Annotated in this window: 16 protein-coding genes; 10 read left to right on the forward strand and 6 right to left on the reverse strand. The window is 74.4% G+C overall.

Translation table 11 applies throughout. From position 1 onward, the window contains the following. Positions 1-13: 13 nt before the first annotated feature. From treY to KIK08_RS14385, 3 genes are all read right to left on the reverse strand, one after another. Complete coding sequence (gene treY / locus KIK08_RS14375) at positions 14-2353, reverse strand: malto-oligosyltrehalose synthase (protein ID WP_308257634.1); 2340 nt, start codon at positions 2351-2353, stop codon at positions 14-16. A gap of 40 nt (positions 2354-2393) precedes the next feature. Next, positions 2394-4565 (reverse strand): glycogen debranching protein GlgX, encoded by a 2172-nt coding sequence (gene glgX / locus KIK08_RS14380; protein WP_214403630.1) that lies wholly within the window; start codon positions 4563-4565, stop codon positions 2394-2396. Positions 4566-4690: 125 nt separating this feature from the next. After that, a complete protein-coding gene (locus KIK08_RS14385) occupies positions 4691-5152 on the reverse strand; it encodes a PPOX class F420-dependent oxidoreductase (protein WP_214403631.1) in 462 nt (153 codons plus the stop codon). Positions 5153-5215: 63 nt separating this feature from the next. On the opposite strand from KIK08_RS14385, the gene KIK08_RS14390 reads away from it, so the two are divergent. From KIK08_RS14390 to KIK08_RS14425, 8 genes are all read left to right on the forward strand, one after another. Further along, positions 5216-5641: an HIT family protein gene (locus KIK08_RS14390; protein WP_214403632.1), complete on the forward strand. Its 426-nt coding sequence runs from the start codon at positions 5216-5218 to the stop codon at positions 5639-5641. Between the two features lies 1 nt (position 5642). Continuing rightward, positions 5643-6266, forward strand: coding sequence for a histidine phosphatase family protein (locus KIK08_RS14395; protein WP_214403633.1), 624 nt, complete (start codon positions 5643-5645; stop codon positions 6264-6266). A gap of 242 nt (positions 6267-6508) precedes the next feature. Next, positions 6509-7750 (forward strand): MFS transporter, encoded by a 1242-nt coding sequence (locus tag KIK08_RS14400; RefSeq protein ID WP_214403634.1) that lies wholly within the window; start codon positions 6509-6511, stop codon positions 7748-7750. A 562-nt stretch (positions 7751-8312) separates the two neighbouring features. Next, positions 8313-9710, forward strand: a complete 1398-nt coding sequence (locus KIK08_RS14405) for a GGDEF domain-containing protein (RefSeq protein ID WP_214403635.1) — start codon at positions 8313-8315, stop codon at positions 9708-9710. A gap of 201 nt (positions 9711-9911) precedes the next feature. After that, positions 9912-11237 (forward strand): GGDEF domain-containing protein, encoded by a 1326-nt coding sequence (locus tag KIK08_RS41725; RefSeq protein WP_214403636.1) that lies wholly within the window; start codon positions 9912-9914, stop codon positions 11235-11237. 65 nt (positions 11238-11302) lie between these two features. Next, positions 11303-13246 carry a 1-deoxy-D-xylulose-5-phosphate synthase gene (gene dxs, locus KIK08_RS14415; RefSeq protein WP_214403637.1) on the forward strand — a complete coding sequence of 648 codons (1944 nt, stop codon included), beginning with the start codon at positions 11303-11305 and terminating at the stop codon, positions 13244-13246. Beyond that, a complete protein-coding gene (locus KIK08_RS14420; RefSeq protein ID WP_214403638.1) occupies positions 13246-13911 on the forward strand; it encodes a response regulator transcription factor in 666 nt (221 codons plus the stop codon). The genes dxs and KIK08_RS14420 overlap by 1 nt, the downstream gene beginning before the upstream one ends. Positions 13912-13971: 60 nt before the next feature. After that, positions 13972-15195 (forward strand): sensor histidine kinase, encoded by a 1224-nt coding sequence (locus tag KIK08_RS14425; RefSeq protein ID WP_308257635.1) that lies wholly within the window; start codon positions 13972-13974, stop codon positions 15193-15195. Here the strand turns inward: KIK08_RS14425 and KIK08_RS14430 are convergent. The 3 genes from KIK08_RS14430 to KIK08_RS14440 form a co-directional block, all read right to left on the reverse strand. Next, positions 15180-16430 carry an HRDC domain-containing protein gene (locus KIK08_RS14430; RefSeq protein ID WP_214403644.1) on the reverse strand — a complete coding sequence of 417 codons (1251 nt, stop codon included), beginning with the start codon at positions 16428-16430 and terminating at the stop codon, positions 15180-15182. The genes KIK08_RS14425 and KIK08_RS14430 overlap by 16 nt on opposite strands. 62 nt (positions 16431-16492) lie before the next feature. After that, the gene (locus KIK08_RS14435) at positions 16493-17146 is read right to left on the reverse strand and encodes a LuxR C-terminal-related transcriptional regulator (protein WP_214403645.1); all 654 of its coding nucleotides are present in this window, start codon (positions 17144-17146) and stop codon (positions 16493-16495) included. 306 nt (positions 17147-17452) lie between these two features. Further along, the gene (locus KIK08_RS14440; RefSeq protein WP_214403639.1) at positions 17453-18040 is read right to left on the reverse strand and encodes a DUF3000 domain-containing protein; all 588 of its coding nucleotides are present in this window, start codon (positions 18038-18040) and stop codon (positions 17453-17455) included. A 152-nt stretch (positions 18041-18192) separates the two neighbouring features. On the opposite strand from KIK08_RS14440, the gene hemE reads away from it, so the two are divergent. Both hemE and KIK08_RS14450 read left to right on the forward strand, forming a co-directional pair. Then, positions 18193-19260 (forward strand): uroporphyrinogen decarboxylase, encoded by a 1068-nt coding sequence (gene hemE, locus KIK08_RS14445; protein ID WP_214403640.1) that lies wholly within the window; start codon positions 18193-18195, stop codon positions 19258-19260. Beyond that, the coding region (locus KIK08_RS14450) for an NAD(P)-binding protein (RefSeq protein ID WP_214403641.1) at positions 19257-19727 on the forward strand (471 nt) is incomplete at its 3' end. The genes hemE and KIK08_RS14450, both read left to right, overlap by 4 nt.

A 19727-nucleotide genomic window follows, 5' to 3' on the forward strand; every position in this document is an offset into this window, starting at 1 on the left:
CGCCCGGATGCCATCAGGCGGGGCGGACGAGGAGGGCGACGGGGTAGCGGGAGAGGAGGTCGGACAGCAGCGGGGCCGACGACGTGATCGGCTGGTCGGTGAGGACGTCGTGCCAGTCGGTGGTCCCGTCGGGCAGCGGCAGCACCGTGTCGGCCCAGCCGCCGCGGGCGGCCAGCCCGACCGGCAGCCGGGTGGCCACCGCGACCAGCTTGGGCGAGCGCTGGAACGCCACCAGGTGGTCGGCGGCCGGACCCTCGGCGTGCAGCGGGCGGTAGCCCACGAACTCCTCGGGCCGGTAGCGGCGCAGCCGCAGCGCGTTCACCGTGACCAGCAGCTTGGCCGCGCCGCCCTCGTCGATCTCGGGCAGCCAGCCCTCGTCGAGGCGGGTCAGCAGCTCGCGGCGCCCTGCCCAGTCGACCGGGCGCCGGTTGTCGGGGTCGACCAGGGAGTACTCGAACAGCTCGGTGCCCTGGTAGACGTCGGGCACGCCGGGCCCGGCCAGCTGCAGCAGCTTCTGGCCCAGCGAGTTCGACCGGCCCGGCCCGGCGATCCTCGCCACGAACTCCTCGACCTCGGCCACCAGTTCGGCGTCGGCCAGCACCTCGCCGTACCAGCGGGCGATGGCCTCGTCGACCTCGGGCACCGCCTCGACGTGCGAGGTGACCAGCTTGGCCTCCTTGGCGGCCTTGCCCAGGTAGGCGGTGAAGCGCTCCTCGCTGATGGGCCAGGCGCCCAGCAGGTTCTGCCAGGCCAGCAGGTCGAGGGAGCGGTCGGGCAGCGGGTGGGCGCGCGACCAGCGGCGCAGCCGGGGGCCCCACTCGTCGGGGATCTCGGCCAGCACGGCCAGCCGGGCGCGGACGTCCTCGGAGCGCTTGGTGTCGTGCGTGGACAGCGTGGTCATCGTCGACGACCAGGACGCCTCGCGGGCGGCGAGCGCGGCGTGGAACTCCGCGGGCGGCACCCCGAACCGCGACGGGTCGCCGCCGACCTCGTTGAGCGCGACGAACCGGTTCCACCGGTAGAAGGTGGTGTCCTCGACGCCCTTGGCCATGACCATGCCGGAGGTCTGCTGGATGCGGGTGGCCAGCTCGCCGCCGGGGTCGGCCAGCATCGCGTCGCGGATCGCGTTCAACGCCTCGGCCAGGTCGGGGCGGTGGCTGCGGGCCACGCTGACCGCGGTCTCCAGCGCCGAACGCCCCTCGGGCAGGTAGGACCGGTACACCGGGAACCCGCAGAGCAGCTCCAGCACGGCCGCCCGGACGACCTCGGGCACGGGGTGCTTGCCGTGGCGGGAGGTGTAGGTGCGGGCGATGCGCGACACCTCGGCGGCCAGGATGGTGCCGGCGACCTCGCGGCGCGCGGTGTGCTCCGCGGCGTGCAGCGACTCGCGGCCCCGCACGTGCTCGGCGGCGATCTGGGTGATCAGCCCGGCGCCGTCGGGGTCGACGAACACGCCCTGGATCTCGCGCAGGGCCTCGTAGCCGCTGGTCCCGTCGACGGGCCAGGACGTCGGCAGCTCCTCGCCGACGCCGAGGATCTTCTCCACGACGAGCCAGCGGTCGGGCCCGATGGCCGCGCGCAGCATCCGCATGTACTCGCCGGGGTTGGACAGGCCGTCGGGGTGGTCGACGCGGATGGCGTCGACGTCGCCCTCCTCGACCCAGCGCAGCACCTCGCGGTGGGTCTTGGCGAAGATCTCCGGCACCTCGACCCGCACCGCGGCCAGCGTGGAGACGTCGAAGAACCGCCGGTAGGTCAGCTCGGCGCCGCCGCGGCGCCAGGACACGATCCGGTAGTGCTGGCGCTCGTGCACCTCCTGCGCGCTGCCGTCGCCGGTGCCCTCGGCCACCGGGAAGGCGTGCTCGTAGTAGCGCAGCTCGGTGCCGTCGTCGGAGAGGGTGAGGTGCTCGGCGAGCACCTTCTCCTCGTCGGCGGGGTCGTTCTCGGCGCCCAGCACGGGCAGCAGGATCGGCCCGGCCTCCCAGTCGATGTCGAACGTGTCGGCGTGCTCGGACGCGCGGCCCTTGGCCAGCACGTCCCACCACCAGGGGTTGGCCCTGGCCACGTCGATGCCGACGTGGTTGGGCACGATGTCCAGGACGAACCGCATGCCGCGCTCGTGCACGGCGGCGGACAGCGCCCGTCGGGCCTGCTCGCCCCCCCGCTCGGTCGAGACGCGGGTCGGGTCGACCACGTCGTAGCCGTGGTTGGACCCGGCGCCCGACTCCAGCAGCGGCGAGGCGTAGAACGCCCCGGCTCCCAGGTCGTCGAGGTAGGGCAGCAGTTCCAGCGCGTCGGCGAAGGTCTGCTGCGCCGACAGCTGGATCCGGTAGGTCGATGCGGGTGGTGTCACATGGCCTCCCATACCCCGTTGTGCACCCGGAACCACGTGGTCACGGAGCGTCGATGCGCTGCAGCACCAGGACCGAGCGGGCCGGCACGGTGTGCACGGCCCCGGCCAGCACGGTCGGCGGGTCGGCGGCGACGACGCCGGGCGCGGTGGACAGCGTGATGACCTCACCGGCGGCGGTGTCGACGACGATCGCCCAGCGCGGCCCGTACTCCGGGCCCGGGATCGTGACGTCGATGTCCTCGTGGTGGGCGTTGAGGCAGAGCAGGAACGAGTCGTCGGTGACCCGTTCGCCGCGGGTGTCGTACTCGTCGATGCCGTTGCCGTTGAGGAACGCCGTCACGCACTTGCCGAAGCCGGAGTCCCAGTCCTGCTCGGTCATCTCCTCACCGGACGGGGTGAACCAGGCGATGTCGTGCAGCGGGGCGTCCCTGGTGCGCCGCGGCGGCCGGATCGGCTTGCCCTGGAAGAACCGGCGCCTGCGGAAGACCGGGTGCGCGCGGCGCAGCGCGGTGACCCCGGCGGTGAACCCGATCAGCCCGGCGTTCTTGCCGGCCAGCGACCAGTCCACCCAGGAGATGTCGCTGTCCTGGCAGTAGACGTTGTTGTTGCCGTGCTGGGTGCGGCCCAGCTCGTCGCCGTGCAGCAGCATCGGCACGCCCTGCGACAGCATCAGCGTGGTGATGAAGTTGCGCTGCTGGCGGGCGCGCAGCTCGAGCACCGCGGCGTCGTCGGTCGGGCCTTCGACGCCGCAGTTCCACGACCGGTTGTGGCTCTCCCCGTCGTTGTTGCCCTCGCCGTTGGCCTCGTTGTGCTTCTCGTTGTAGGAGACCAGGTCGTGCAGGGTGAACCCGTCGTGCGCGGTCACGAAGTTGATCGACGCGAACGGGCGGCGGCCGTCCTCCTGGTAGAGGTCCGACGAGCCGGTGATGCGGGAGGCGAACTCGCCCAGCGTGCCGGGCTCGCCGCGCCAGAAGTCGCGGACGGTGTCGCGGTACTTGCCGTTCCACTCCGTCCACAGCGGGGGGAAGTTGCCCACCTGGTAGCCGCCGGGCCCGACGTCCCACGGCTCGGCGATCAGCTTGACCTGGCTGATCACCGGGTCCTGCTGGACCAGGTCGAAGAACACGCTCAGCCGGTCGACGTCGTAGAACTCGCGGGCCAGCGTGGAGGCGAGGTCGAAGCGGAAGCCGTCGACGTGCATCTCGGTGACCCAGTAGCGCAGCGAGTCCATGATCAGCTGCAGGGTGTGCGGGTTGCGCACGTTGAGCGAGTTGCCGGTGCCCGTGTAGTCCATGTAGTACCGCTGGTCGTCCTCGACGAGGCGGTAGTAGGCGGCGTTGTCGATGCCGCGCATCGACAGCGTGGGCCCCATGTGGTTGCCCTCGGCGGTGTGGTTGTAGACGACGTCGAGGATGACCTCGATGCCCGCGTCGTGCAGGTCGCGGACCATCGCCTTGAACTCCTGCACCTGGTTGCCCGGCCGGCTGGCGGTGCCGCGGGTGGCGTAGGCGTGGTGCGGGGCCAGGTAGGCGATGGTGTTGTAGCCCCAGTAGTTGGTGAGGCCCTTCTCCTGCAGGTGGTGGTCGTTGAGGAACTCGTGCACCGGCATGAGCTCGACCGCGGTCACCCCCAGCTGCTTGAGGTGCTCGACCATCACCGGGTGCACCAGGCCCGTGTAGGTGCCGCGCAGCTCCTGCGGGATCTCCGGGTGGGTGATCGTCAGCCCGCGCACGTGCGCCTCGTAGATCACGGTCTCGTGGTACGGGATGCGCGGGGCGCGGTCGGTGCCCCAGTCGAAGAACGGGTTCACCACCACCGACTTGGGCACGAACGGCGCCGAGTCGGTGTCGTTGCGGGCGTCGGGGTCGCCGAAGGGGTAGCCGAACACGGCCTCGTCCCAGCGGACCGGCCCGTCGAGCGCCTTCGCGTACGGGTCGACGAGCAGCTTCTTCGGGTTGCACCGCTGGCCGGTGGCCGGGTCGTAGACGCCGTGCACCCGGTAGCCGTAGCGCTGGCCCGGCTGCACGGTGGGCATGTAGCCGTGCCAGACGAACCCGTCGACCTCGGTCAGCTCGACCCGCGTCTCCTTGCCGCGGGCGCTGAACAGGCACAGCTCGACCTTCTCGGCCACCTCGGAGAACAGCGCGAAGTTCGTCCCCGAGCCGTCGTAGGTGGCGCCGAGGGGGTAGGCGTGGCCCGGCCACGGCCGCATGTGTTCCTCCGGGTTCTCGTCGAGCAGGTCCGCCGTCGGGCGCCCGCCGTCCGACCACCGGAAGAGGCTACCGGGGGCCCTCCGGCGCCGGCGCCACGCCGCCGCCGGGTTCGGGATCGGCCCGGTCACGCCAGGCGGGCGGGGAACCCGCCGGTGGCCACGGGGCTCCAGCGGGTGGGCGTGATGCGGATCAGCGCCTTGCCCTGCGCGCGCATGGCCTCGCGGTACTCGTCCCAGTCGGGGTGCTCGCCGGAGATGGCGCGGAAGTACTCGACCAGTGGCTCCAGCGCCTCGGGCAGCCGCAGCAGCTCGGCGTCGCCGTCGACCTGCACCCAGGGGCCGTTGAACTCGTCGGACAGCACGACGACCGATGCCCTGCCGTGCCGCGCGACGTTGGCCGCCTTCGCCCGATCGGGGTAGGTGGAGATGACGACGCGGCCCTCGGCGTCGACGCCCGCGGTGACCGGCGAGCCCTGGAACCCACCGTCCGAGCGCGGGGTCATGAGGATCATCTTGTGCCTCGGGCGGACGAACTCGAGCAGTGCATCGCGGTCGACGTCGGTGTTCGTGGCGATGGTCCGTGGCATGATCCGAACGATAGTCTCGGCCCCGATGAGCGACCTCACGAGCGGTGCGGACGGAACGGTCCGATGAGCACCCTGTTCACGAAGATCATCGACGGTGAGCTGCCCGGCCGGTTCGTCTGGTCCGACGACACCGCCGTCGGCTTCCTGTCGATCAACCCGCTGGGCCCGGGCCACACGCTGGTGGTGCCGCGGGCCGAGGTCGACCACTGGATCGACGCCGACCCCGCCCTCGTCGCGCACCTCACCGCGGTGTCGCACGCGATCGGCGCGGCCGTCGCCACGGCGTGGCAGCCGCCGCGGGTCGGGCTGATCGTGGCCGGGTTCGAGGTGCCGCACCTGCACGTGCACGTGTTCCCGGCGTGGGACCTGGGCGCGTTCGACTTCGCCCAGGCCGCGGGCTCGATCGACCAGGCCGAGCAGGACGCCCACCGCGACACCCTGCGGGCCGCGCTGCGCGACGCCGGTCACGGCGCGCACGTCCCGGACTGACGTGCAGCTCGTCCTCATCCGCCACGCCCTGCCCGAGCGCGTCGACCGGCGGGCCGAAGGCCCCGACGTGGAGCGGGCCGACCCGGGCCTCACCGAGCTCGGCCACCGGCAGTCCGAACGGCTGGTCGCGGCGGTCGGCCCGCAGGTCGACGCGCTCTACAGCAGCCCGATGGCCCGCGCCCGGCAGACCGCGGCCCCGCTGGCCGCGGCGCTCGACCGCGAGCCGACCGTCGTCGCCGGGCTGCGCGAGTTCGACGCCGACGCGCGCCACTACGTCCCGGTGCACGAGATGTCGCGCCACGACCCCGACGCGTGGCAGCGCATGCTGGCCGGCGAGCTGCCCGCCGGCGTCGACACGCCCGCCTTCGCCGAGCGGGTGGGGGAGTCGGTCGAGGGCATCGTGGCCGCGCACCCGGGACGCGAGACCGTGGTCGTCGTCGCGCACGCCGGGACGATCAACATCTGGCTGGCCCGGCTGCTCGGGCTGTCGCGCCCGCTGACGTTCCCGCTGGACTACGCCGGCATCACCCGCGTGCTGGCCTCCCGGGACGGCCGGCGCGTGGTCCGCTCGGTCAACGAGACCGCGCACGTGGCCGACCTGCTCGCCATGCCGGGGCCTGCCTAGCCTTCCGTCGAGAAGGAAGTTGTCGTGATCGACAGGCCCTGATGATCACGACAACGTCGTACTCGACGGAGTGGGGCGCCGAGTCGATCACTGCGGGTGGTCGAGATCACACTCTCCGCGTCGGCGGTGATCGCGGGGGGTGGGGCGGTCCGGTGCGGCGCGCGCGGGGCCGCCCCGACGGCCGGGATTTCCTACCCTCATGGGGAGGGCCGGGCCCAGCCCGTCGAGGGGGTGCGACCGCGATGGCGTCCAGTCGGCCACCGGCGGTGCTGGCCGTGGCCGAGTTCCGGGCCATCTGGCTGGCCGAGCTGCTGTCGCTGGTGGGCGATCAGCTGGCCAGGGTGGCGCTGGCGGTGCTGGTCTTCGGGCGCACCGGGTCGGCGTCGCTGGCCGCGCTCAGCTACGCGCTGACGTTCCTGCCGGCGCTGGTGGGCGGGGTGGCGCTGGGCGGGCTCGCCGACCGCTTCCGGCGCCGCGAGGTGATGGTCGCCGCCGACGCGCTGCGGGCGGTCACCGTGGCGGTGATGGCGCTGCCCGGGATGCCGCTGTGGCTGTTGTGCGTGCTGCTGGTGCTGGTCGTGCTGGCCGCGGCGCCGCACACCGCGGCCCAGGGCGCGCTGCTGCCCCAGGTGCTGCCCGGGCACCTCTACGAGCGCGGGCTGGCGGTGCGCCAGATCACCGGGCAGACCGCGCAGCTGGCCGGGTTCTCCGCGGGCGGCCTGCTGGTCGCCGCGTTCACCCCGGAGGCGGCGCTGCTGGTGAACGCGGGCACGTTCGTGCTGTCCGGGCTGCTCGTCCGGCTAGGGGTCGCGGCCAGGGACCGCCCGGCGGCCAGGGCGCGGGCCGAGGCGGGGCGGGGCGGTCGGGGGCTCGTCGGCGTGGTCGCCGAGATCGCCGCCGACCCGGTGCGCCGGGCGCTGGTGCTGCTGGCCTGGCTGGTCGGCTGCTACGTGGTGCCGGAGGCGCTGGCCGCGCCGTACGCCGCGCAGATCGGCGCGGGCCCGGCCGTCGTCGGGCTGCTGATGGCCGCCGACCCGCTGGGCAGCGTGCTGGGGGCCTGGCTGTTCGTGCGGTTCGTGCCGCCCGCCCGGCGGGCCCGGCTGGTCGGCGTGCTCGCCGTGGTCGCGGGCCTGCCCCTGCTGCCCTTCGCGCTGCGCCCCGACGTGCCGGTCGCCGTGGTGCTGCTGGCGGTGTCGGGGATGGCCTCGACGGCCTACCTGCTGCAGGCCCAGGCCGGCTTCGTGCTGGCGACGCCGGACGGGAACCGGGGGCGCGCGATCGGCGTCGCGGCGTCCGGCATCGTCGCCGGTCAGGGGGTTGCGGTGCTCGTCGGCGGGCTGCTGGCCGACGCGTGGGGCGCGGGTGGCGCCATCACGGCCGGCGGGGCCGCCGGCGCGGTGCTCGCGCTCGGCGGCGCGGTGCTGTGGCACCGCGCCTGCCGCGCGGGTTCGCCCGCCGCGACGCGAGCGGTCGCGGAGGGGTGAGCTGCTCACCAGTTCTTGTTGCGCACGTCGGCGTCCTTCCTCGGGGCGGGTCGGTGGATCGCGCGGTCACCAGTTCTTGTTGCGCACGGGGCGTCCTCTCCCTGGTACGGGTGCTCGGGCGTCGCTCTCACCAGTTCTTGTTGCGCACGGCGGATCCTCCCGATCATTCGGTGGCGCGGGAATCGATCTCGATCGTCCGTTCCCCGGACGATCCGTAACCGGTTCAGTGCTTTGCAATACCGTCGCATCGGGACCGGCCGGTCGAGGAATCCGTGCCCGGTATCGCAATTACCGGATTAACTTCGCACCGGTTCCGGTCGAAAGTCAAGTCGCCCGGGCGAGTTGTGGAGCACCTGGCGGCAACAGATCGGTATTGCGGCCCCCGCCTATTCTCCGAACGGGATCGCTGCGACTGCCGGTCACTCCCCGGGCACATTCCGGCGCCGGAAACGGTGGGCCGCGTCACTCCCGGGCCCCATCGCGCGGCCCGGTCGTGGATGACACCGCGCAGAACCGTCCGCTAGTGTCGGGCGCCAGTCCGCCGGACGAACGAGAGCTGTGGATGTCCTCTGAGGCCCCGCGTACGGTCGCTGCGGGTGGGGTCGAACGACTCCGCCGCCGCGTCGCGGACTGGGACGTCTGGTCGCTGCCCCGGCGCGTGCGGCTGCCGGTCCTGCTGGTCGAGGCCACCGCGTTCATGCTGGTCATCGCGTTCCTGCCGGAGTCGGTCCCGACCGCGACCGATCTCGCGCTCACGCTGGCGCTGTGCGGTGGGGCGCTCGCGCACACCGAGATCGCCGTACGGGTGGAGCGCGCCCGCCGCCGGGTCCACGAGGACCTGCACGTCGACCTGACCTCCGTGTGGACGTTCGCCGCCGCCGTGCTGCTCCCGCCCACGGTGGCCGCGGGCGTCGCCGCGCTGGTGCACAGTTACGTGTGGTGGCGGTCGTGGCGGCCCCGCGTCCCGCTGTACCGGCAGCTGTTCAGCACCGCCACGGTCGTGCTCGCCTGCCTCGCGGCCGGCGGCGTGGTCGAGGCGTTCGGGGAGCGGGCGCCGATCATCGGCGGGCCGCGGGATCTGCTCGCCGTCGCCCTCGCGCTGCTGGTCTATACGACGGTCAACAGCTGCCTGGTGGCCGGGGCGATCGCGATGAGCGTGCCGCAGGCCGATCTCGGACGGCTATTCGGGCACTGGGACGACAACGCGCTGGAGATCGCCACGCTTTCCCTCGGCGGGCTCACCGCGCTGGCGTTGTCGATCAATCCGGGGCTGGTCGTGTTCGTGCTGCCGCCGCTGCTCGTGCTGCACCGCGCCGTGCTCGTGCGCCACCTCGAGGAGGCGGCCAACACCGATCCCAAGACCGGCCTGCTCAACGCGGCGGCGTGGCACTCGCTGGCCGAGCGGGAGTTGCGCCGCACCGGCCGGGTCGACGGCCCGTGCGGCGTGCTGGTGCTCGACCTGGACCACTTCAAGGCCGTCAACGACGCGCACGGCCATGTGGTGGGCGACATGGTGCTCAAGGCCGTCGCCGACGAGGTGGCGTCCGAGGTGCGCGAGCGCGATCTGGCCGGGCGGTTCGGCGGCGAGGAGTTCGTCGTGCTGCTGGCCGGTCCCGACCGCGGCGCGGGGGCCGAGCTGGAGGCGGTGGCCGAGCGGATCCGGTGCCGGATCGCGGCGCTGCAGGTCGTCGTGCCCACCGCCGACGGGCCGCTGTCCGTGAGCGGACTGACGGTGTCGGTCGGCGGCGCGGTGGCCTCGGCGGTGTCGGGGGGCGACCTCCAGTCGCTGCTGCAGGTCGCCGACGCGGCCCTGTACGCGGCGAAGCGGGCCGGGCGCAACACCGTGCGGATGGGGGTCGCGCTGCCCACGCAGGCGAGCCCGCGCGGCGGGAACGGCGCGCAGACCGTGGGTCCGGTGCCCCGGACCCGGGCGGCCGAACCGCCGGCCGCCGCCCGCTGAGCGCCACCGGTCGGGGGCCCTTCCGCACGATCACCGTTCGGACCCGTACGGCCACGCACCGTGACGATCCGGTGGTCGAGGTCCACCCCGATTGGCGATCGTCTTCCCCCTGACACGCCGCCGTGGCCTTACTAGCCTCGCGGTCGGCACTGTCGCGGGCACCTCCCCGGGGCTGCCGGTTGCGGAAGGAGCGTCCCGGTCGTGGTCGAGCCCTTCCGCACCCCGGTCGTCACGGGTTGGGCGCCGCGACACCCGGCCGACCCCGCCCGGTCGGGGTGGTCGCTGTGGCGGCTGCCGCGCCCCGCGCTCGCCCTCGTGCTCGGGGTCGAGCTGGTCGCCGCCGCGGTCGTCGTGGGCGGGGCGGGGCCGGTCACCTGGGCCGCCGCGGCGCAGGCCGCGCTGATCTGCCTGCTCAGCCTGGCGCACACCGAGCTGTCCACCGGCATCGAGCGGATCCGCGGGCGGTCCGGCGGGCCGTCCTCGCCCGACCTCGGGTCGGTGTGGACGTTCGCCGCCGCGGCGCTGCTGCCCCCGGCGCTCATCGCGGCCGTGATCGCGATCGTCTCCCTGCACCGCTGGCAGCGGGTCCAGCGCCCGGCCGGGGTGCTCCCGCACCGGCACGCGTACACGACCGCCACGACGGTCCTGGCGGCCGTCGCGGCGCACGCGGTGGTCGGCGGGGCCGTGCCCACCGCGGCCGACGACCCGGCCGGGGTGGCCGCGATCGGCGCCGCCGTGCTCATCTACCTCGCGGTCACCACCGCGCTGGTCACCGCGGCGACCGCGCTGTCGCACGCCCGCCCGGTGCTGCGCGAGCTGACCACTCACCGCGACGACAGCACCGTCGAGCTGGCGGCGCTGTGCATGGGGGCGCTGGCCGCCGTGGCGCTCGCCTCCACGCCCGGCCTGGTCGTGCTGGTGCTCCCGCCCATCCTGGTGCTGCACCGGGCCGTGCTCGTGCGCCAGCTGGAGCAGGCCGCCACCACCGACGCCAAGACCGGGCTGCTCACCGCGACGGCCTGGCGGGCGCGTGCGGAGCGGGTCGTGCGGCGCGTGCGGCGCCAGCACGGCGCGGCGGCGGTGCTGATCCTCGACCTCGACCACTTCAAGACCGTCAACGACGAGCACGGCCACCTCGCCGGCGACGGCGTCCTCGCCGCGGTGGCCGCCGAGCTGCGGGCCGGGGTGCGCGAGGAGGACGTCGTCGGGCGCTTCGGCGGCGAGGAGTTCCTGGTGCTGCTGCCCGAGCTGCCGGCGGGCGAGGGCGGGCGGGTCGAACTGGGCCGGGTCGCCGAGCGGCTGCGCGGGCGGATCGCCGAGCTGCGGGTGCCGGTCCCGGACGGGACCGCGATCACCGGCCTGACCGTCTCCGTCGGCGGGGCCACCCTCCCGGCCGACGGGACCGATCTCGACCAGGTGCTGCGCGCGGCCGACGCCTCGCTCTACGCGGCCAAGCACGACGGGCGCAACCTGGTCCGCATCGCCGGGCCGCCGGACGTGCCCTCGCCCCGTCGCCCCCTGCTCTGACCTGGTCACTGCCTGGTGGTGTGCACTCGCCGCGCCGTCGCGGCGGGCTTCCGTAAGCTGGGACGGTGACCGAGTTGAGATCAATCCGCGGACCGGCCGATCTCACCCGGCTGGGTCCGGAGCAGCTCACCGGCCTGGCGGCGGAGATCCGGCGCGAGCTCGTCGCGTCGGTGTCGCGGACCGGTGGCCACCTGGGACCGAACCTGGGCGTGGTGGAGCTGACCATCGCGCTGCACCGGGTGTTCGACTCCCCGCGCGACACCCTCATCTGGGACACCGGCCACCAGGCCTACGTGCACAAGATGCTCACCGGCCGGCGCGACGGGTGGGAGCGGCTCAAGCAGACCGGCGGCCTGTCGGGCTACCCGAGCCGCGCCGAGAGCGAGCACGACCTCGTCGAGAACAGCCACGCGTCCACGTCGCTGTCCTGGGCCGACGGCCTGGCCAAGGCGTACGCGCTGACCGGCCAGCAGCGCCACGTGGTGGCGGTCATCGGCGACGGCGCCCTCACCGGCGGCATGGCCTGGGAGGCGCTGAACAACATCGCCGCCGGCAAGGACCGCAACGTCGTCATCGTGGTCAACGACAACGGTCGCTCCTACGCCCCGACGATCGGCGGCCTGGCCGACCGGCTCGCCTCGCTGCGCCTGCACCAGGGCTACGAGCGGGTGCTGGAGGCCGGCAAGCAGGCGCTGGCCCGTACCCCGGTGGTCGGCGGCCCGCTCTACGCCGGCCTGCACGCGGTCAAGGCGGGCGTCAAGGACGCGCTGAGCCCCCAGCAGCTGTTCAGCGACCTGGGCCTGAAGTACTTCGGCCCGGTCGACGGCCACGACATCCCGGCCATGGAGTCGGCGCTGCGCCGGGCCCGGCACTTCGGCGGCCCGGTGATCGTGCACGCGGTCACCCGCAAGGGCAACGGCTACCCGCCCGCGGAGAACGACGAGGCCGAGCTGATGCACAGCCCGGCCGCGTTCGACCCGACCACCGGGCTGCCCACCGGGCCCAAGTCGGTCGGCTGGACCAGCGTCTTCGCCGACGAGCTGGTCGCCGTCGGGGCCCGCCGCGACGACATCGTGGCGATCACCGCGGCGATGCTGGGCCCGACCGGGCTCGCCCCGTTCGCCAAGGCCTTCCCGCAGCGCACCTTCGACGTCGGCATCGCCGAGCAGCACGCGCTGACCTCGGCCGCTGGCATGGCCGACGGCGGCCTGCACCCGGTCGTGGCGATCTACTCGACGTTCCTGAACCGGGCCTTCGACCAGCTGCTGATGGACGTCGCCCTGCACGGGCGGGCCGTCACGCTGGTGCTCGACAGGGCCGGCGTCACCGGCAACGACGGCCCGTCGCACAACGGCATGTGGGACCTGTCGCTGCTGGGCATCGTGCCCGGCATGCGGGTCGCCGCCCCGCGCGACGCGGCCACGCTGCGCGAGGAGCTGGGCGAGGCGCTGGCCGTCGACGACGGGCCGACCGCGATCCGGTTCCCGAAGGGCGCGGTGATCGACTCGGTGCCGGCGGTGCGCCGCGTCGACGGGGTCGACGTGCTGCGCGAGCCCGCGACGGCCGAACGCGTGCCCGACGTGCTCCTGGTGTGCGCGGGCGCCTTCGGTGAGCTCGGCGTGAACGCGGCCGTGCGGCTGGAGCAGCAGGGCGTCTCGGTGACGGTCGTCGACCCGCGCTGGGTGCTGCCGGTGCCCACGGCGCTGGTCGACCTGGCCCGCGGCCATCGCCTGGTGGTCACGGTGTCGGACTGCGGGCGCCACGGCGGGTTCGGCCCGACCGTCTCCGACGCGCTGCGCTCCGCCGGGTGCGACGTGCCCCAGCGCGACATCAGCCTGCCCCAGGAGTTCCTGGACCACGGCAGCCGGGCCGACGTGCTGGCCGCCACCGGCTTGACCGTCCAGGACGTGGCCCGCCGGGTCACCGAGTGGGCGTCGGCGCTGCCGGTGGTCGGGTCCGCGCAGGACGCGGAGCGGTCCGCGCCGGCACCGGGGGAGCAGGCGCGCTGATGCGGGTACTCGTGGTCGAGGACGAGCAGGCACTGGCCGAGGCGATCGCGCGCGGCCTGCGCCGCGAGGGCATGGCCGTCGACGTCGCCTACGACGGCGACAGCGGGCACGAGAAGTCGGTGATCACCCGGTACGACGTCGTCGTCCTCGACCGCGACCTGCCCGGCATGCCCGGCGACCAGCTCTGCGCCGAGATCGTCGCGTCCGGGGCGACCACCCGGGTGCTGATGCTCACCGCCAGCGGCACGCTGCAGGACAAGGTCGACGGGCTGTCCCGCGGCGCCGACGACTACCTGGCCAAGCCGTTCGACTTCCCCGAGCTGGTGGCCCGCTGCCGGGCACTGGGCAGGCGGGCGACCCCGGCCGCGCCGCCGCTGCTGGTGGCGGGCGACGTGGCGCTCGACCCGGCCAAGCGCACCGTGCGCCGGGCCGAGCGGCCCGTCGAGCTCACCCGCAAGGAGTTCGGGGTGCTGGAGGTGCTGCTGGGTGCCGGCGGCGCGGTGGTCAGCAGCGAGGAGCTGCTGGAGCGGGTCTGGGACGAGAACGCCGACCCGTTCACCACGACGGTGCGGGTCACGGTGATGACGCTGCGGAAGAAGCTGGGCGACCCCGGGGTCATCGAGACCGTCGTCGGCGCCGGCTACCGGGTCCCGGCCGCCGGGTAGGCCGGCCTTCCGGTCTCCGCGCTACGGGGTCCTCACCGGTCGGCTTGCTATACATCTGCGGTGACTTCACCGGCGGCCCGGCGGCGCGGCAGGGGAGTGGGGCTGCGGCCCCGCCTCACCCTGGTGGCCACGGCCGTGGTGGCCGTGGTCAGCGCGCTGCTGCTGTGGCTGGGCTGGATGCTCGTCGGTGGCGTGGTCGGGGCCGTGCCGGCCCTGCCGGCGGGCACCATGGTCCGCGTCGGCGACGTCGTCGTGCCGGCGGAGGAGGTGAGCGAGGCCGTCGCCGCGGCGGCCCGCCGCCAGGTCCTCACCGCGGGGCTGATCGCGTTCCCGCTGGTCGTCGCGGCCGGCGGGGTGGTGTCGTGGGTGCTGGTCGGGCGGGTGCTCGGCCCCCTGCACGCCGTCACCGCCACGGCCCGCCGGCTCACCGTGGAGTCCCTGGACACCCGCACCAACCTGCGCGACGCGCGCGGCGAGGTGGCCGAGCTGGCGGCCGGCTTCGACGCGATGCTCGACCGGCTGCAGGCCGCGTTCGACGCCCAGCGCCGGTTCGTCGCCAACGCCAGCCACGAGCTGCGCACGCCGCTGTCGGTGCTGCGCACCGAGGTCGACGTGACGCTGTCCGACCCGGCCGCCGACGAGGCCGAGCTGCGCCGCATGGCGGAGGTGGTGCGCGACGCCACCCGCCGCGCCGACGACCTCATCGCCGGGCTGCTGCTGCTGGCCCGCACCGAGGCCGCCGAGCTGGCCAGCACGGCCCCGGTCGACCTGGCCGAGGTGCTGGTGCCGGCGCTGGCCGCGGTCCGCCACGAGGCCGACCGGCGCGGCCTGCGCATCCAGGTGCAGTCCGGCTCCGCGGTGTGCCTGGGCGACGCCGTCCTGCTCGAACGGGTGGCCGGCAACCTGCTGGAGAACGCCGTGCGGCACAACGTCCCCGGCGGCTGGGTGCGGGTGCGCACCGGCGTGCACGAGGGCTGTGCCGAGCTGGAGGTGTCCTCCAGCGGGGCGGTCATCCCGGGGGAGAAGGTGACCGAGCTGTTCGAGCCGTTCCGGCGCGGCCCGGTGGCCCGCACGGCGGCCGTGCCCGGCTCGGGCCTGGGGCTCTCGATCGTGCGGGCGGTGGCCAAGGCGCACGGCGGGGTGGCCCGCGCCGAGCCGGTGGACGGCGGGGGCCTCACGGTCCGCGTGCACCTGCCGGCCGTCACGCCGCGCCACGACCGGTCCGCCCGCGACGAGGCCGACCGGGCCGACCAGCCGCCGCGGACCGATCAGCTGCGGGCCTGAACCGCCGCCTCCAGCCGCGGCCCGAGCAGCTCGACCTGCCAGTTGCGGGCGCCGCCCGCGCGCAGCGCGCCGGCCACGTCGCCGTCGGCCGGCGGAGTCCAGCACAGCCTGCGCAGCAGGTCGGGCTGCAGGAGGTTCTCCACCGGCACGTTCCACTCGTCCGACACCGCGGCCACCGCGCTGCGCGCCGCGGTGAGCCGGGCGGCGGCGTCGGGGTTGCGGTCGGCCCAGCGCGCCACCGGCGGCGGACCGTCGGCGACCGGCGATGCCGAGGGCAGCTGCGACGGGTCGAGCTCGGCCGCCTGGCGCAGCGCGGCGAACCAGTAGCCGGTGAGCCTGCGCTGCGAGCGCCCGCGGAACACCGGCAGCGCCGCCAGGGCCTGCGCCGTCGGGGGCGCGGACGCGGCGGCGTCGATGATCGCGGCGTCGGGCAGGACCCGACCGGGCGCGATGTCGCGCTCGGCGGCGAGCCGGTCGCGGGCCTCCCACAGCGCCCGGACCGCGGCCAGCGGCCGCGCCTTGCGGATCTTGTGGATGCCCGAGGTGCGCCGCCACGGCTCCGCCCTCGGCGCGGGCGGCCCGGCCGTGCGCACGGCCTCGAACTCCTCCTCGGCCCAGGACAGCTTGCCCTGCTCGGCGAGCAGCGCGGCCAGCACGTCGCGCAGCTCCACCAGCACCTCGACGTCCAGCGCCGCGTAGACGAGCCAGTCCTCGGGGAGGGGACGGCGCGACCAGTCGGCCGCTCCGTGCCCCTTCTCCAGGGTGAGCCCGAGCAGCTGCTCGACCAGCGGGCCCAACCCCACCCGGGGCAGCCCGGCGAGCCGCCCGGCCAGCTCGGTGTCGAACAGCCGCGAGGGCACCAGGCCCACCTCGGCCAGGCACGCCAGGTCCTGGCCGGCCGCGTGCAGCACCCATTCGGGGCCGGTCAGCGGCGCGGCCAGTTCGTGCAGGTCGCTGCCGAGCGGGATCGGGTCGACCAGCGCGGTGCCGGCCCCGGCGCGCCGCAGCTGGACCAGGTAGGCCCGTTGGGAGTACCGGAAACCCGAGGCGCGCTCGGCGTCGACCGCGATGGGGCCGGTACCGGCCGCCATCGCGTCCGCGGTGGCCCGGAGGGCCGAGCGGTCCTGCACGACCGGGGGGAGACCGTCGACCGGGGCGAGCAACGGCTGTGGTGCCCGCTCCGGTGTCGCGCCAGGCCCGGTGCCGTCGGTTGGCGTGGGTCCGGCGTCGTCGATCTCTGGTCCCTGGTCGGTGTCGGTGCCGCTGGTTCTGAGGTCGGTCCCGGTGGTCTCCCGGGTCAGCGGATGACCCCGGCCCGCATCGCGAGGGCCACCATCTGCGCGCGGTCGCCGGTGCCCAGCTTGCGGCCGATGCGCGACAGGTGGCTCTTCACGGTGAGCGCGGACAGGCTCAGCGCCTCGCCGATCTCCTTGTTGGACTGGCCGTCGGCGACCAGCTGGAGAACTTCGACCTCGCGGGCGGAGAGCTCGCGAGGGGTGTTGTCGGTACCCGGGACCCGGGTACCGGTGGCGAGTAGCGGGGCGACCGTCGGGTCGGCGTACACGCCGCCGTCCAGCACCCGCTTCACGCCGTCGGTCACGATCGCCGCGGACGCCGACTTCAGCAGGTAGGCCTGAGCGCCTGCCTGGAAAGCCGACCGTACGGCGTACGGGTCGTCCGACGATGCCAGCACCACGAGTCGGTTCCAACCCAGTGCCCGGAGCTCGGTCACCAGGTCGAGCCCGCTGCCATCGGGAAGCCCGAGGTCCAGGATCGCCAGATCGCACGGACCGTTGGCGTGAGCCCTGGCCCGGGCCTCGGCTACCGAGGCTGCCTCGTACACCGTTCCCGCGCCCATCGAACGCAGGCGCGCGGCGATTGCCTCGCGCAGGAGCGGATGGTCGTCGACCACCAGCACCGAGAACAGCTCTTCCCGCGGGTGCGGGACCATCGCAGGCGACAACACGGCACCTGTAGTGCCGCGCACTGGTGCGCCCTGGCCCACAACGGCCACGTTATTACCTCCCTGGAGTCGGTCGTTGCCCCCCGACCGGCACCAGATCCCCGGACTGCGAAGGGTGTTCCTGCGCCGCCCGGGGAGGTGTCGTGGAGGAAGCCTAGCCCCCCAAGCGGTCTAACGTCGTTATCGCATCGAACTTGTGGGGGTGAAAGTTACAGCCTTGTCGACACCGATCTACCCGTCCGGGTGAGCACTGTGATCACCATGAGCGGTGTTCATGCAGGTCACGGTGGGTATTCAGCCGGAACGCCGGGTGAGAGAAGTGGCTCCGACCGGCGGAAGCCCTGCGGCCGAAGCGACCAACGCGCAGAAAGCCTCGCCGTGCGGTCGGAGGTCGGTGCCCCGCGGGGTCCACGACGCTCGCAGCTCCACGTCGTCCTCCCGGCGCTGCCCGGCGATGTCGCCGAACCGGACCGACGACGTCTGCGTGACGGTGCCGCCCAGCGCCGCGTACTCCGCCCCGGCCCCGTCCAGCGCCTCGGTCAGCCACGACCACCCCACGACGGGCAGCATCTCGTCGCCGAGCTGCTCGGGCTCCAGGCGCGCCTGGACGAAGCAGACCAACCGGAACGTGCCCTCCCAGGCGTCCTGACCGGCCGGGTCGTGCAGCAGGATCAGCCGGCCCGACGTGTCGGGCTCCAACTCGTCCAGTTCGTCGCCGGCGTCGTGGTCGGCATCGGCCTCCACGCTGAACGCCCACGTGTAGGGGGCCAGCCGCGGCGGCGCGTCGACGGACGAGATCCGTAACTCCGGCCGCGGACGCACTGCGCGCAGCGAGGCGACCGCCTGCTGGAACGGCGGTGGTGGGGCGGTCGAATCGGACACGGACGAGGACTTTAGGTCGCGCTGGGTGATCGCCGATCGAGGCGCGCCGCGCGGCTGCCCATTCCGGGTGAGGTCGGGGCGCGAGCGCGCTGCGGGGACGCGCCGAGGTCGCGGTCGAGGCCGTCGGTCCGGCGTGGGAGACTGGTGCTGTCATGGTCCTGCACCCCGCCCCGGCCGCTCTCGGTCACCGCCGCGACCTCTCCGCGGCGCCGCTGCTCGTCGCCATGCGCGGCGGCACGCCGTCGCGCGTCCCGGTCTGGTTCATGCGCCAGGCCGGCCGCTCGCTGCCCGAGTACCGGGCGCTGCGCGCCGACACCGGCATGCTGCAGTCCTGCTTCACCCCCGACCTGACCTGCGAGATCACCCTGCAGCCGGTGCGCCGGCACGGGGTCGACGCGGCCATCCTGTTCAGCGACATCGTGGTGCCGCTGCACGCCGCGGGCGTCGGGGTCGACATCGTGCCCGGCACCGGGCCCGTCGTCGCCCAGCCGGTGCGCACCGAGGCCGACGTCGACCGCCTCCCCGTCCTGCTCGCCGAGCAGGTCGAGCCGGTGGCCGATGCGGTGCGGCTGCTGCTGCCCGAGCTGGGGCGCACGCCGCTCATCGGGTTCAGCGGCGCGCCGTTCACGCTGGCGTCCTACCTGGTCGAGGGCGGTCCCAGCCGCAACCACGAGCGCACCAAGGCGCTCATGCGCGCCGAGCCCCGGGTCTGGCACCGGTTGATGTCCGCGCTGACCGACCTGGCCACCACGTTCCTGCGCGCCCAGATCGACGCGGGCGTCGACGCCGTGCAGCTGTTCGACTCCTGGGCGGGCGCACTCTCCGAGCGCGATTACCGCGAGTACGTGCAGCCGCACTCCGCCCGCGTGCTCGCCGGGGTGGCCGACGCCGGCGTGCCCCGGGTGCACTTCGGCGTGGGCACGGGCGAGCTGCTGGGGGCCATGGCCGAGGCCGGGACCGACGTCATCGGCGTCGACTGGCGCGTCCCGCTGAACGAGGCCGCGCACCGCACCGGCAACCGCCACCCCGTCCAGGGCAACCTCGACCCGGCGGTCCTGTTCGCCGACTGGCCCTCGATCGAGGCCGAGGTCCGCCGGATCGTCGACGAGGGCAGGCTCGCGCCCGGGCACGTGTTCAACCTGGGGCACGGCGTGCTGCCCGGCACCGACCCGACCGTGCTGACCAGGGTCGTCGAACTGGTGCACTCGCTGCGGCCGTGACGGCGCGCGTGGCGGTGGTCGGGGCCGGGATCTCCGGCCTCACGGCCGCGCACCGGCTGCGCGCCCTGCTGGGGCCGGCCGCCGCGATCACGGTGCTCGACCAGCGCGACCGGATCGGTGGCGTGCTGCGCACGGTCGACCTGGCGGGCGTGCCGTTCGACGTCGGCGCCGAGGCGTTCCTCGCCCGCCGCCCCGAGGTCCCCGCGCTGCTGGCCGAGCTGGGCCTGGACGGCGAGCAGGTGCACCCCACCGGCGCCGCCCCGTCCGTGCGCGCCGGGGGGATCACCCGGCCCCTGCCCGGCGGCACGCTGATGGGCGTGCCGACCAGCGCCGCCCGGCTGGACGGGCTGCTGTCCCCGGCCGCCGTCGCCGCCGTCGCGGCCGAGCCGTCCACGCCGCTCGAATGGGCGCCCGGCCAGGACGTCGCCGTCGGCGCGCTGCTGCGCGCCCGCTTCGGCGACGAGCCG

The sequence above is a fragment of the Pseudonocardia lacus genome (assembly GCF_018531445.1).
GTDB classification, from domain to species: Bacteria; Actinomycetota; Actinomycetes; order Mycobacteriales; family Pseudonocardiaceae; genus Pseudonocardia; species Pseudonocardia lacus.